Source organism: Brevundimonas sp. Root1279 (assembly GCF_001425945.1).
Taxonomy (GTDB): Bacteria; Pseudomonadota; Alphaproteobacteria; order Caulobacterales; family Caulobacteraceae; genus Brevundimonas.
Genome location: NZ_LMEB01000006.1, coordinates 467,327 through 481,163, shown reverse-complemented (window position 1 = coordinate 481,163; position 13,837 = coordinate 467,327). Strand labels below are relative to the sequence as shown.

11 protein-coding genes are annotated in these 13,837 nt (G+C 69.0%); 5 read left to right on the top strand and 6 right to left on the bottom strand.

Going from position 1 to position 13,837, the window contains the following annotated elements:
• Positions 1-37: 37 nt before the first annotated feature.
• The gene (locus tag ASC65_RS10340; protein WP_056452359.1) at positions 38-1,822 is read right to left on the bottom strand and encodes a glycoside hydrolase family 15 protein; all 1,785 of its coding nucleotides are present in this window, start codon (positions 1,820-1,822) and stop codon (positions 38-40) included.
• Entirely contained in the window at positions 1,819-2,607 is a 789-nt protein-coding gene (gene otsB, locus ASC65_RS10335; protein ID WP_082525982.1) for a trehalose-phosphatase, read from the bottom strand. The genes ASC65_RS10340 and otsB overlap by 4 nt, the downstream gene beginning before the upstream one ends.
• Positions 2,608-2,732: 125 nt before the next feature.
• On the opposite strand from otsB, the gene ASC65_RS10330 reads away from it, so the two are divergent.
• Positions 2,733-3,722 carry a KpsF/GutQ family sugar-phosphate isomerase gene (locus ASC65_RS10330; protein WP_056452731.1) on the top strand — a complete coding sequence of 330 codons (990 nt, stop codon included), beginning with the start codon at positions 2,733-2,735 and terminating at the stop codon, positions 3,720-3,722.
• An 8-nt stretch (positions 3,723-3,730) separates the two neighbouring features.
• Here ASC65_RS10330 and ASC65_RS10325 read toward each other — a convergent pair whose 3' ends face one another.
• The gene (locus ASC65_RS10325; protein ID WP_056452356.1) at positions 3,731-4,285 is read right to left on the bottom strand and encodes a hemerythrin domain-containing protein; all 555 of its coding nucleotides are present in this window, start codon (positions 4,283-4,285) and stop codon (positions 3,731-3,733) included.
• Between the two features lie 194 nt (positions 4,286-4,479).
• Between ASC65_RS10325 and ASC65_RS10320 the strand changes: the two genes are divergently transcribed.
• From ASC65_RS10320 to ASC65_RS10310, 3 genes are all read left to right on the top strand, one after another.
• Positions 4,480-4,869 (top strand): VOC family protein, encoded by a 390-nt coding sequence (locus ASC65_RS10320; protein WP_056452351.1) that lies wholly within the window; start codon positions 4,480-4,482, stop codon positions 4,867-4,869.
• Between the two features lie 152 nt (positions 4,870-5,021).
• Positions 5,022-6,227, top strand: coding sequence for an acetyl-CoA C-acetyltransferase (locus ASC65_RS10315; RefSeq protein WP_056452348.1), 1,206 nt, complete (start codon positions 5,022-5,024; stop codon positions 6,225-6,227).
• A gap of 217 nt (positions 6,228-6,444) precedes the next feature.
• Positions 6,445-8,622, top strand: coding sequence for a 3-hydroxyacyl-CoA dehydrogenase NAD-binding domain-containing protein (locus ASC65_RS10310; protein ID WP_056452345.1), 2,178 nt, complete (start codon positions 6,445-6,447; stop codon positions 8,620-8,622).
• Between the two features lie 153 nt (positions 8,623-8,775).
• Here ASC65_RS10310 and ASC65_RS10305 read toward each other — a convergent pair whose 3' ends face one another.
• Positions 8,776-9,207: a DUF488 domain-containing protein gene (locus ASC65_RS10305; protein WP_056452342.1), complete on the bottom strand. Its 432-nt coding sequence runs from the start codon at positions 9,205-9,207 to the stop codon at positions 8,776-8,778.
• Between the two features lie 9 nt (positions 9,208-9,216).
• Positions 9,217-9,531, bottom strand: a complete 315-nt coding sequence (locus ASC65_RS10300; RefSeq protein ID WP_056452339.1) for a hypothetical protein — start codon at positions 9,529-9,531, stop codon at positions 9,217-9,219.
• 363 nt (positions 9,532-9,894) lie between these two features.
• Between ASC65_RS10300 and ASC65_RS10295 the strand changes: the two genes are divergently transcribed.
• On the top strand, positions 9,895-11,553 hold the full coding sequence (locus tag ASC65_RS10295) for an amidohydrolase (protein WP_056452336.1): 1,659 nt from the start codon (positions 9,895-9,897) through the stop codon (positions 11,551-11,553).
• Positions 11,554-11,618: 65 nt separating this feature from the next.
• Here ASC65_RS10295 and ASC65_RS10290 read toward each other — a convergent pair whose 3' ends face one another.
• Positions 11,619-13,721 carry a TonB-dependent receptor plug domain-containing protein gene (locus tag ASC65_RS10290; RefSeq protein WP_056452334.1) on the bottom strand — a complete coding sequence of 701 codons (2,103 nt, stop codon included), beginning with the start codon at positions 13,719-13,721 and terminating at the stop codon, positions 11,619-11,621.
• Between the last annotated feature and the right edge of the window lie 116 nt (positions 13,722-13,837).

The following is a 13,837-nucleotide window of genomic DNA, read 5'->3' as shown; positions in this document are numbered from 1 at the left end:
TTCGCCGCATGGTCGCAACGCAATGTCGTGAGACGTCTCATCGGGCGTCCGTCCACGAGCGGCTCAGCAGCACCGCGCAGTTGATGATGCCGACCAGCGAATAGGTCTGCGGGTAGTTGCCCCACAGCTCGTTGTCGCCCAGCGAGAGGTCCTCGCTCAGCAGGCCCGCGTGGGTCCGCCGGCTCAGCATCTGCTCGAAGATCTCCCTCGCCTCCTCGGTGCGGCCGTTGATGTGCAGGGCCTCGATGAACCAGAAGGTGCAGAAGTTGAACGCGGTCTCGGGCTCGCCGAAGTCGTCCGGCTCGATGTAGCGGAACAGGTAGGGACCCTTCTTCAGGTCCCGCTCGATGGCCTCGAAGGTCTTCACCTGGCGCGGGTCCAGGGCGTCGAGAAAGCCCAGGTCGGTCATCTGCAGCAGGGAGGCGTCGAGCTCGCGGTTGCCGAAGCTGGCGGCGAATCGGCCCTCGTCCTCGACGAAGGCTTCGCGCTCGATTCGCTCGCGGATGATCCCTGCGCGTTCATGCCAGGCCTCGGCCCGGGCGGGCAGGCCCAGGTGATCGGCGGCCTTGGCCAGGCGATCGCAGGCGGCCCAGCACATCACCGAGGAATAGGTGTGAACCCGGGCGATGGTGCGGAACTCCCACAGGCCGGCGTCGGTCTGGTCGTGCATGGCGAAGGCCCGTTCGCCGACCTTCTCCAGCGCGTAGAAGTCGTCGATCGTCGCCGGCCGCAGCAGGCGGTGGTCATAGAAGGCCTGCACCAGAGGCAGGACGATCTGCCCGTAGACGTCGTGCTGCAGGTGCTCGCGCGCCTGGTTGCCGACCCGCACCGGCTTCATGCCGCGATAGCCGGCGACCGTCTCGGTGATCCGCTCGTCGATATCCTCTTCCAGCCCGACGCCGTAGACGGGCTGCACGTGACCGCCGCCCGAGGCGTCGACAAGATTCCTGAGGTAGCCCAGGTAGTTCTCCAGGATGTCGACCGCGCCCAGTCGGTTCAGGGCCCGCACGACGTAATAGGCGTCGCGGATCCAGCAGTAGCGGTAGTCCCAGTTGCGGCCGCTCTCCGGGAATTCCGGCACCGAGGTGGTCAGGGCCGCGACGATGGCCCCGGTCTCCTCGTAGGCGCACAGCTTCAGGGTGATGGCGGCGCGGATCACCGCCTCCTGCCAGTCGAGCGGGAGGTAGAGGGTGCGCACCCAGTCCTGCCAATAGGCGACGGTCTGGTCGAGCGCCGCCGAGACCCCCGGCATGACGTCCTGGTCGTAGCCCTCGTCGGGCCCGAAGAAGAAGGCCAGCGGCTTCTCCAGCCGGAACGTCCGCTCGTTCAGAATATGCGAGACCGGGCAGTTGGTGGTCAGGCGGAAGGTGACGTCGCTGCACAGGTAGCGGATATGGTTCGAACCGCTGGTGGTCTCGGCGCGGCGCGCGCCCCAGTCGGCGGCGGGCCGCAACCGCACGCGGATGCGCGGCGAGCCCTCCAGCGGGCGGACGATGCGGGCGAAGGCCAGCGGCCGGTAGGTGCGGGCGTGCTTCGGATGACGTGGGGCGAAGTCCAGGATCTCGACCCCCGCTCCATCCTCCGCGGTCAGCACCGTCCGCAGCACCGGCGTGTTGCGCACATAGGCCTGCGAGACCTGCCTCAGCCCCTCCAGTTCGAAGTCCCAGAAGCCGTGCTCGGGGTCGAAACCGTCCATCAGGGCCGAGAACACCGGCTCGCCGTCGACGCGCGGGGCGCAGGCCCAGACGAACCGCCCGTTGCGGTCGATCAGGGCGCTGATCGAGCAGTTGCCGATCGGGGCGAGGTCCAGGTTCGGGGTCATTCGCACTCCTGCAGGGTTTCGAGCCAGGCTAGGACCGCGTCGACGTCGGGCAGGGCGAAGCGGGCCGCGGTCTCGCGCGGCGGGCCGACCAGCACGCCGAAGCCGCCCAGTTCGGCCGCGGCCTTGAAGCCGTCCTCGTCGGTCAGATCGTCGCCCAGCATGACGGGCGTGGCGCCGGCGAAGGGGGCCTCGGCCATGAAGGCCTTCAGCGCCGTGCCCTTGCTGGCGCCGGGCGTCTTCAGCTCGATGACCATATTGCCCGGCTGCACCGACAGCCCGGTCTCTGCGGCGAGCCGATGGACCAGCGCCTCGGCGGCCGGAGCGGCGTCCGGCGCGCCGCGATAGTGGAGGCCCGCGGCGACCGCCTTGTCCTCGACCGTCACGCCGGGGCGGGTGCGGGCGAAGTCCTCGAAGGCGGCGATGGCGTGGCGCACGGTCTCGGACGCCTCGGCGCGCAGGAAGGAGCCGTCGGCGCGCCGTCGCTCCAGCCCGTGCACGCCCGAGGCGGACGCCATGCTGTCCTCGGCGATACGGTCGATCTCGGCGATGGTCCGGCCGCTGATGATGGCCACCCGGCCGTCCAGCCGCGGGATCAGCCCCTTCAGCACCGCCGTGCGCCGCGGATGCGGCACCACGGCGTCCGGCGTCTCGGCCAGTTCGGCCAGCACGCCGTCGAGGTCGAGGAACAGGGCCGGGCGCGGAAGGGAAGGCGGCGGCGCGGGCAAACGCGTCGGCGTGTCGGCCGCCGCATCCGCGGCGTCGATGATCAGGTCTGACGTCCCCATGGGCGTCCTAACGCTCAAGGCCCGCCGGGTTTCCGGGAAATCTTCGCTTTCTTCCGCATCGCAGCATCCGAGGCGGTCGCCCGCGCTGAGTTGTACAACCGCTGCGGATGCGCCAATTCCCGCAGATGACCGACGCTCCGCTCCCCGCCGACACCGCCGCCATGACCGCCCGCGCCCGCGAGGTCATCCAGCTGAACATCGCGGCCCTGCAGGCGATGGAGGCCGGCCTGGACGACAGCCTGGCCCGCGCCGTCGAGGTGATCCTGTCGCGACCCGGCTATCTGGTCGTCACCGGCATGGGCAAGTCCGGCCACATCGGCGGAAAGATCGCCGCCACCCTGGCCTCGACCGGCACCAACGCCTTCTTCGTCCACCCCGCCGAGATGAGCCACGGCGACCTGGGCATGCTGCGCAACGACGTCACCCTGCTGGCCATCTCCAACTCGGGCGAGTCCCGGGAGCTGCGCGACCCGCTGCTCTACTGCCAGCGCCAGGGCATTCCGGTGATCGGCATCACCCAGCGCCCGAACAGCTTCCTCGGTCGCTCCTCGGCGGTCTGCCTGACCCTGCCCAATGCGCCCGAGGCCTGCCCCAACGGCCTGGCCCCGACCACCTCGACCCTGATGACCCTGGCCATGGGCGACGCCCTGGCCATGGTGCTGATGGGCCGCCGCGGCTTCACCGCCGAGGACTTCGGCCTGCATCACCCGGGCGGCAAGCTGGGCATGAGCCTGCAGAGCGTGCGCGACTGGATGGGCGACCGCCCGCCGGTCCCCTCGACCGTGCCGCTGACCGCGACCTTCGCCGAGGTGGTCTCGGCCATCACCGAGGGCCGAAAGGGCGCGACCGCCGTGGTCAATCCGGACGGGACCCTGGCCGGGATCGTCACCGACGGCGACGTCCGCCGCGCCTTCTCCCGCGGCGACCTCTCGGGCCTGACCGCCGCCGATGTCATGAGCCCCCGTCCCAAGGTCATCGGGCCGGACGCGCGCATGAGCGACGCCATCGACCTGATGACCCAGAACAAGATCGCCACCCTGCTGGTGGTCGAGGACGATCGCCCGATGGCGATCGTCCACATCGCCGAACTGATGCAGGCGGGCTACGTCAGCTAGGCCCCGCCTCAGCGCGCCGTGTCGCCGGTCAGTTCGTTCAGCGTCGGCTCCTGGCCGCCGTTTTCCTCGCGCAGGGTCAGCGGCTCCGCCGGCTTGCCGGCCTGGAACTCCTCCATCGCGGTCCGCTTGCGCTCGCGCATCTGGTCGGCGAGCAGATCCATGTCCAGGCCGGCGGCGCGGGCCTGGGCGAACATGCCTTCCGAGCGCTTCTCTTCTTCCTCGACGTGGTGCTCGATCATCTCGGACAGCACCTTGACCTTGGCGTCGTAGAAGTCGTCCTCGGGCCCGCCCGCCTCGATCTCGTTGATCAGCTGCTTGGCCCCGTCGTGCTCGACATAGGCCTCCTTCAGCAGGTCCTCTTCGATATTGCCCTTGCAGGCCGGGTAGAAGATCTCCTCCTCGATCACCGTATGGACCTTCAGCTCCAGGCAGGCCTGCTCGGCGAGGGCCTGCTTCTTGTCGCGGCTACGGGCGGATTCGAAGGCGGCGAAGATCTCTTCCACCTTGCGGTGGTCGGCCTTCAGCATGGCGATGGCGTCCATCTCTTCGTAATTCTGGGCCATGGAAATTTCCTCCTCAGGCAATGGCGAGCCGGAGAAAGCCCGGAGTTCCCCACACGTTCCAACGGCTTAGCTAGGTGAGAGTCGTTCGCTGCGGTTTGGCCAGGTCGTGTCCGGCGCCGTACCGGAATGGCGCCTTTTCGCGCGGTTGCGCGTTGGCGCGGGGGAAGGGCCTCGACACAGAACAGGGCCGCGCCATGATCGACCACATCGGACTCGCCGTCTCCGACATCGCCCGCTCGCGGGCCTTCTATGAGAAGGCCCTGGCGCCGTTGGGCATGCACGTCCTGGCGACGATCCCGCCCGACCGGACCGAGACCGGCGGCACGGCGGTGATGTTCGGCGGGGCCGAGGGCGTCACCTTCGTCATCGCCGACAACGAGCGGCCGGGCGAAGGCAACCACGTCGCCTTCCGCGCCGGCACGCGCGACCAGGTCGAGGCCTTCCACGCCGCGGCCCTGGCGGCGGGGGGGACAGACCACGGCGCGCCGGGCCTGCGCGAGCACTATGGACCGACCTATTACGCCGCCTTCGTGCTCGATCCGGACGGCTTCAACATCGAGGCGGTCTGCCATGCGGCGGAGTGACCGCGCCCTCTGGCGGATCGCTGAAAAGTGAATACTTGACGTTGACGTAAACGTAGGGCTTTTGACCTGCGAGTTTCGATTCCGCACCCTCCTCCCTCAAGCAGCGAGCGACCGCGTCGCGAGCGGTAGGGACACTCAAGAGAGAGATCCTCATGGGCGACGCCTATATCTACGACGCCGTGCGCACCCCCCGCGGCAAGGGCAAGAAGGACGGCTCGCTGCACGAGATCACCGCCCTGTCGCTGGCCACCCAGGTCCTGCAGGCGCTGCGCGACCGCAACGACCTGGACACCTCCAAGGTCGACGACGTCATCCTCGGCTGCGTCTCGCCGGTGGGCGAGCAGGGCGCCGACATCGCCCGCACCGCCGTCCTGAACTCGGGCTGGGCCCAGACCACCGCCGGCGTCCAGATCAACCGCTTCTGCGCCTCGGGCCTGGAAGCCGTGAACATGGCCGCGGCCAAGGTGAAGTCCGGCGAGGCCGACTTCGCGGTCGGCGGCGGCGTCGAGGCGATGAGCCGCGTGCCGATGGGCTCGGACGGCGGCGCCTGGCCGGTCGACCCGTCCTCGGCCTTCCCGACCTATTTCGTGCCGCAGGGCGTCTCGGCCGACATGATCGCCTCCAAATGGGGCTTCAGCCGCGACGACGTCGACGCCTATTCGGTCGAGAGCCACAAGCGCTCGGCCCGGTCCTGGGCCGAGGGCCGCTTCAAGGGCTCGGTCATCCCGGTGCTCGACCAGCTCGGCCTGGTCCGCCTCGACCATGACGAGACCATCCGCCCCAACACCGACATGCAGACCCTGGGCGCCCTGAACCCGTCCTTCGCCATGATGGGCGAAATGGCCTTCGACAGCGTGATCAACCAGCGCTACCCCGAGGTCGAGCGCGTCAACCACGTCCACACCCCGGGCAACTCCTCGGGCATCGTAGACGGTTCGGCCGGCGTGCTGATCGGCTCGCTGGAGGCCGGCAAGGCCCTCGGCCTCAAGCCGCGCGCCAGGATCCGCGGCGCCGCCTCGATCGGCTCCGAGCCGTCGATCATGCTGACCGGCCCGGAGTTCGTGGCCAACAAGCTGCTCGGCAAGCTGGGCATGTCGAAGAACGACATCGACCTGTGGGAGCTGAACGAGGCCTTCGCCGCCGTCGTCCTGCGCTTCATGCAGGCGCTCGACATCCCGCATGACCAGATCAACGTCTGCGGCGGCGCCATCGCCATGGGCCACCCGCTCGGCGCCACCGGCGCCATGATCACCGGCGTGGTCCTCGACGAGCTGGAGCGCTCCAACAAGGAGACCGCCCTCATCACCCTGTGCATCGGCGGCGGCATGGGCACCGCCACCGTCATCGAACGCGTCTGAGTTCGGAGGTTCATCACTAAGGACACGAAGGAGGCGCGAAGTGCACCAAGAGGCAGCGCCTCATCGCCGCGCGCAGCGCCGCCGAACATCCGGAATAGTCGCCTGCGGCGCTCACACCGGGCCCTTCGTGTCCTTCGTGCCTCCTTCGTGGTCTTCGTGACGAACCATCAACAGTCGGCTTCAAGCGCCGACGTTTCAGAATAAGGGCCTTAGGCCGATGGAAAACTTCAAGATCGACGTCGACGCCGACGGCATCGCCCTGATCACCTTCGACGTCCCGGGACGGTCGATGAACACCCTGACCTCGGGCGTGATGAAGGAGATCCCCGAGTGGGTCGAGCGCATCAAGACCGACGACGCCATCAAGGGCGCGGTCCTGACCTCGGGCAAGGCGTCGGGCTTCTGCGCCGGCGCCGACCTGGGCGACATGGCCGGCGGCATGCTGGCCGGCGGTTCGCTGCAGGACGCCTATGATGCGGGCTGGAAGCTGAACGGCGCCCTGCGCGCCCTGGAGACCTGCGGCAAGCCGGTCGCCGCGGCGATCAACGGCCTGGCCCTGGGCGGCGGCCTCGAGCTGACCCTGGCCTGCCACTACCGCGTGGTCGGCGACAGCCCGAAGATCCAGCTCGGCCTGCCCGAGATCAAGGTCGGCCTCTTCCCCGGCGGCGGCGGCACCCAGCGCCTGACGCGCCTGGTCGGCGTGATGGCGGCGATGACCGCCATGAGCGAGGGCAAGTCCTTCCGCCCGAACGACGCCAAGGGCGCGGGCATCGTCCATGAGGTCGTGCCGGTCGGCAGCGAGGTCGAGGCCGCCAAGGCCTGGATCAAGGGCGGCGGCAAGGCCGTGCAGCCGTGGGACGACAAGTCCTTCAAACTGCCCGGCGGCGGGCCCTACCACCCGGCCGGCATCCAGAATTTCCTCGTCGGCAACGCCATGCTGCGCAAGCAGTCCTACGGCAACTACCCGGCCGTCCTGAACCTGATGAAGGCCGTCTACGAGGGCGTCCAGGTTCCCATGGACGCGGCGCTGCGCATCGAGACCCGCTACTTCATCAAGACCCTGATGACGCCGCAGGCCCAGGCCATGATCCGCTCGCTGTTCCTGTCCAAGCAGGAGCTCGACAAGGGCGCCGTGCGTCCGGCCAACCAGCCCAAGTCGGATCCCAAGAAGGTCACCGTCCTGGGCGCCGGCATGATGGGCGCGGGCATCGCCTATGTGCAGGCCCTGGCCGGCATCGAGACCATCCTGATCGACCGCGACCAGGAGGCCGCCGACAAGGGCAAGGCCCACGTCGAGGAGCTGCTCAAGAAGCGGCTCTCGCGCGGCCAGATCGATCAGGCCAAGTTTGATGCCCTGCTCGGCTCGGTCACCGCGACGACCGACTACGACCTGATCAAGGGTTCGGACCTGGTCATCGAGGCGGTGTTCGAGAACCGCGAGATCAAGGCCGAGGTGACCAAGCGCGCCGAGGCCCAGCTGGAGGCCGGCGCCATCTTCGGCTCCAACACCTCGACCCTGCCGATCACCGGCCTGGCCGAGGCCTCGGTGCGCCCCGACGACTTCATCGGCATCCACTTCTTCTCGCCGGTCGACAAGATGATGCTGGTCGAGGTCATCCTCGGCGAGAAGACCGGCGAGGCGGCGATCGCCAAGTCGCTGGACTACATCATGAAGATCAAGAAGACCCCGATCGTCGTCAACGACGGCCGCGGCTTCTACACCTCGCGCTGCTTCGGCACCTATGTGGCCGAGGGCCTCGCCATGCTCGAGGAAGGCTACGCCCCGGCCCTGATCGACAACATCGGCCGCATGACCGGCATGCCGCGCGGCCCGCTGGAGATGCACGACGACGTCGCGCTCGACCTGTCGGTCAAGATCGCCAAACAGACCAAGGAAGACCTCGGCGACGCCTATGAGCCGATGGCCGGCTGGCAGGTCGTCCAGACCATGGTCGAGGACCTGGGCCGCTACGGTCGCAAGAACGGCAAGGGCTTCTACGACTACGAAACCAAGCCCAAGAAGCTGTGGTCCGGCCTCTCGGAGCTGGCGCCGGTCAAGATCAACGACTCCACCCCGGAGCTGGTCGAGGACCAGAAGCAGCGCCTGCTGTACCGCCAGGCGGTCGAGGTCGCGCGTTGCTGGGAAGAGGGCGTCATCGACGACCCGCGCGAGGCCGACGTCGGCGCCATCCTGGCCTGGGGCTTCGCCCCCTGGACCGGCGGCCCGATCACCCTGATCGACCAGACCGGCCTGAAGGCCTTCGTCGAGCAGGCGGACAAATACGCCGCCCAGTACGGCCCCCGCTTCTCGCCGCCCCAGCTCCTGCGCGACATGGCCGCCCAAGGCCGCACCTTCTACGGCGACTTCGCCGGCAAGCAGAAGGCGGCGGCGTAAAAACTGCTCCCTCTCCCCCTGCGGGAGAGGGAGACCGCACACGATCGCGTTGCGATCGTTCTTGTGCGGTCGGGTGAGGGGTCACACCGCTCGACCCCTCATCCGACCCGCTTCGCGGGCCACCTTCTCCCGCAAGGGGAGAAGGGCTTTGAGTTACAGGTTCACCACCTCGAACCCGTCCTCCGCCTTCAGCCGCTCGGCCAGCGCAGAACGGTGACACCCCGCGTGATCCGCCTCGAAGCACAGCAGGGCGGTCTTCTTCTTCCCCGCCAGCTCGCGCAGCTCCTCGAAGGCCAGCTGCGACGGCGGCTCCTGCATGTGCTCGGCGAAAATCTCGCGCATCTCGGATATGTGGCCCTTGCGGGCGGCGTCGCGCCCGGCCTTGGGCGTGCCCAGCGGGCGCAGGTGGACGTAGTCGATGCCGGCGTCCTTGAGGCTGTTCCCGAGGATCGTCTTGGAGAAGCCGGCCCGGCGCGAAGAAGCCACGGCGCGCACGTCGGCGACCACCTCGACCCCTGCGGCCTTCAGCTTGTCGATCACGGCGGCCTGCGGCTCGCCCTCGTAGCCGACGGTGAACACCTTCATCCGGTCCTCCTAGGGCACGGCGCCCGCGTCCATGGCCTCGTTCACGCAGCTGCCGAGCTCGGCCCGGTGCTTGTCGGGATCGGCCGCCTTCCGCGCCGGCATGGAAGCCTCCAGCGCCGCCCTCTGTTCCGCCGTCAGGGCGCCGGGCGCGCCGGCCTCGGGCAGTCGGGCGGTCCACCAGTCGCGGATGAACCAGCTCGGGCCGGCGACGCGGCCGGTCTCCTTCATGGCCTCGGCGATCATCGCGTTCATGTGTGCGCGGCACAGCTCGGCCCGGGCGGGCTCGGGCTCGGCGACGAGCAGGGTCAGGGCGAGGGCGATCACGCGGGCGTTCTCCGTTTCCGACCAGATTGGCCGAGCCGTCCCTGGATGGCCAGCCCACGTCCGTTTCCGGCGCACCGCCATGCCATCCTGCGTCCTTGGGGGCCGAATTCAGACGATTCAGACTCTTCAGACTGTGTTTTCTCCTCGGCCTCGCGGGGGCGATTTCAGACCATTCAGACGATTCAGACTCTGTATTTCCGCGCCGGTCCCCTCGTCGATTTCAGACTATTCAGACGATTCAGACTCTGTTTTTTCAGGACCTGGCCGCGCCGCCGGTTCAGACGATTCAGACTTTTCAGACCCTGATTTCACCTTCACCGTTCCCGCCGCCGCCGCTCGCCTGCCAATCCCCGGAGCCTGCCCATGATCCGCCGCCTCTGCCTCGCCCTGCTGCTCGCCGGGACCGCCGCCTCGGCCCAGGCCCAGGATCTGCTGATCAAGGGCGGGCCGATCTACACCGGTGTGGACGGGGCTCCGGCCGCCGAGGCCGTGCTGGTCCGCGACGGCCGCATCGCCTGGGTCGGCCGCCTCGCCGACCAGCCCGCCGTGCCGGCGACCGTGGCGACCGTCGACCTCAAGGGCGCGGCCCTCTTCCCCGGCTTCACCGACGGCCACGCCCACCTGGACGGCATCGGCTGGCGCGAGCTGACCCTGAACCTCGAGGGCTCGGCCTCGGTCGCCGAGGCCATGGACCGGCTCAAGGCCTGGGCCGCGACCCATCCGGAGGGCCCCATCGTCGGCCGCGGCTGGATCGAGACGCATTGGCCGGAAGGCCGCTTCCTGACCGCCGCCGACCTCGACGCCGCCGCGCCCGGCCGCGTCGTGCTGCTGAGCCGGGCCGACGGCCATGCGGTGGTCGCCTCGACCCCGGCGCTCGCGGCGGCCCACATCGACGCCTCGACGGTCGCGCCCTCGGGCGGCGAGATCCTCAAGGGCGCCGACGGCAAGCCCACCGGCATGCTGGTCGACGCCGCCGAACAGCTGGTCTCGGGCCTGATGCCCCAGGCCGATCCCGACGCCACCCGCGAGGCCTATCGCGCCGGCTTCCGCGTCGAGGCCGCCTACGGCTGGACCGGCGTCCACTTCATGAGCGCCCCGTGGAGGGACATCCCCCTGCTGGAGGCCATGGCCGCCGGCGGCGAGGCGCCCCTGCGCATCTACAACAGCGTCACCCCCGACGGCGCCGCGGCGCTGATCGCGGGCGGCCCGCGCAGCGTGGCCGACGGCCGGATCATCACCCGGGCGATCAAATACTACGCCGACGGGGCCCTGGGCTCGCGCGGCGCGGCCCTGTTCGAGCCCTACGCCGACCGGCCCGACACGACGGGTCTGATGCAGATCACCGAGGCCGAGATCGTGCCGCTCTACGAGTCGGCGCTGAAGGGCGGCATCCAGGTGGCCACCCACGCCATCGGCGACCGCGGCAACGCCTCGGTGGCGGACTGGTACGCCGAGGCCCTGGCCAAGGTCCCGGCGAGCGAGCGGCCAAACGGCGCTGATGTGCGCTGGCGCATCGAGCACGCCCAGATCCTTCGCCCGGCGGACTACGCCGACTTCGAGACCCTGCCGATCATCGCCTCCATGCAGCCCAGCCACGCCATCGGCGATCTGCATTTCGCCCCGGCGCGGCTCGGCGACGCCCGCCTCGACGGCGCCTACGCCTGGCACAGTCTGGTCGACCGCGGCGTCATCGTGGTCGGGGGCTCGGACGCTCCAGTCGAGCGCGGCGCGCCTCTGATCGAGTTCTACGCCGCTGTCGCACGCCGCGACCTGAACGGCTTCCAGGGCCCCGACTGGCGCCCGCAGGAGGCCGTCGACCGCGCCACGGCCCTGAAGATGTTCACCCTCTGGCCGGCCTACGCCAGCTTCCGCGAGGCCGAGCTGGGCACCATCGAGGTCGGCAAGCGGGCCGACTTCACCGCCTTCGACGTCGACCTGATGACCGCCCCCTTCGCCGACATCCCCAAGGGCAAGGCGGTTCTGACCGTGGTGGACGGCGAGGTCGTCTACCGCGCCGATTAGAAAAGAGGCCCCGCCGGCTGTCGCCGACGGGGCCGTCCTGCCCTGCGGGAGGGGGCGTCCTTCGCTTAGAAGGTCTTCCGCAGGCGGATCTGCCAGAAGGTGCGCGGATCGATGAAGCGCTCCTCGATGAACAGGATGTCCCGGGTGGTGCGGTCGGCGTAGACGATCCGCTCCTGGTCGAAGTCGTTCCAGATGTTGACCTGGGTCCGGATCGAGAGGGTCGCGGTCGGCTTGTACTCGGCCCAGAGCTCGAAATAGTCGGAGCCGCGCCAGGACGAGGACTGGTCCGGATCGAAGCTCTTCTGGCCCAGCAGCGGCAGCCAGGCGCCGCCGTACTGGAACTTCCAGGTGGTGATGTCGTGCTCCCAGGAGATGACGGCCTGGGTCGGGCGGACGTTGGAGATCGGCCGCTTCTCGCCGGTGGTCGGGTCGGTGACCTCGGTCTTGTTCCAGGTGTTGCGGAAGCGGAAGGTGCCGCCCGGCACGCCCAGCTTGTCGAACGGCAGGGTGAAGTTGACGTTCAGCTGGTCCAGGGTGCCGTCGCCGATGTTGCCCACCGCCGACAGGCCGTCGTCGAGCGGGATCACGTCGATGGCGTCGACGATCGCATCGTGCCGCAGGCCGATGCTGATGATGCCCTCGCCCCAGAAGCGGCGCTCGTAGATGGCTTCGCTGATCCAGCGCTGTTCCGGCACCAGGTCGACGTTGCCGCCCAGCACGTTCTCGTCGTCCAGGTCGGCCGAGGCGGCGAAGTCGCCGAAGTCCAGCTGGCCCACCTCGCGCTCGAAGCGCACGCGCAGCTGGTTGTCGGCCATCGGGGTCCAGGTGGCGAGGAAGCGCGGCTTCGGGAAGAAGAAGCTCTCTTCCTGGTCGGCGTCGCCGGACTGGCTGATGGTCGAGGCCTCGACACGCAGGCCGCCTTCGAGGGTCAGCTTGGGGTCGATCCGCCAGGTGCCCTTGCCGAACATCTCGCCGCGGATCTCCTCGACCTTGACCGAGGCCGAGGGCAGGGGAACCGGCACGCCGCCGACGGTGAAGGCCTGATTGGTCTCCAGCATGTTGTAGGCGACCTCGGCCCCCGTCTCGAAGGTCAGGGCCGGCGAGTGCTCGAAGCGGACCAGGCCGCGCAGGATGCTTTCCGAGGCGTCGCCCTCCGAGGCGAACCGCTGCTCCGGATTGTCGATCGCGCCGAGCCGCGTGCGGGAGGTCGAGGCGTTGTCGAAGGTGCTCCACTCGTGGATCAGGCGGGTCTCGAGGTTCAGCCGCGGGCTCAGCGGCCGGGTGTACACGGCCCCGAACTCGCCGCTGTCGCCGTCGTCATCGTAGAGGTTCTCGCGCCGGACATCGGTGGCCGTCTGCAGGCTCACGCTGTGGAAGTCGTTGACGCCGTAGCGCGCCGTCAGGTCGATCTTGCCGCCGAACAGGGGGGTGGCGAAGTTGCCGCGGATCGCGGTGCCGCCGCCGTACTGGTCGTTGAACCAGTCTTCCTGGCGGATGACGTTCCCGTTGGCGTCAGTGCGCACGACCGTGCCGACGCCGTTGGAGTCGCTCGACGAGATGCCGTCGCTGAGCGTGACGCCCCAGGTCCGTTCGCCCTCGCGGGCCGTGAACTGGTAGGAGCCGCCGAACAGGTCCTGGCCGCCCTCGAACAGGTTGGCGTTGAAGGTGACGATCGACTGGCGGGTGTTCTCGGTCTTGAGGATGACGTTGGCGACGACCGAATAGCCCTGCATGTCGATGCCCGGCGCGCCGCCGCGGATCAGTTCGATGCGCTCGACCTGATTGGCCGGCGTGCGGGACAGGACGTTGGAGCCGGTGTCGTTCTTGGAGGCGGGGCGAGCGTTGTTGATCAGCACATTGCCGACCGCGCCCTCGAAGCCGCGGTTGCCCGAGCCGTCGTTGACCGAGAAGCCGGGCACCCGGACCACCATGTCCAGGGCGGTGTTCGGGCGCTGCTCGGCGAAGAAGTCGGGAGTGAAGACCAGGACGCCCTGCTGGGCCGTATCGACCTCGGGCGAGTTCTGGGTCGGGCCGGTCGGGACCGGCGCCTCGGCCACCTGCGGCGGCGTGGCTGGGGCCGTGCTCGGCGCGCCGTTGGCGCTCTGGGCCTGGGCCGCACCGGCGGTCAGAAGCATGGCCGTCGTCGCCAGCAGGATGGTCTTCGTCATTGCAGGATTCCCCTCGTCGTGTGACGAAGCTGTGCCGATCCTGCGCCCCCGTCTCCAGTTACAAGACGGACAGGTGGATTAAATCGGTGACAGCATTACGGAGCTGTCATCCTCGT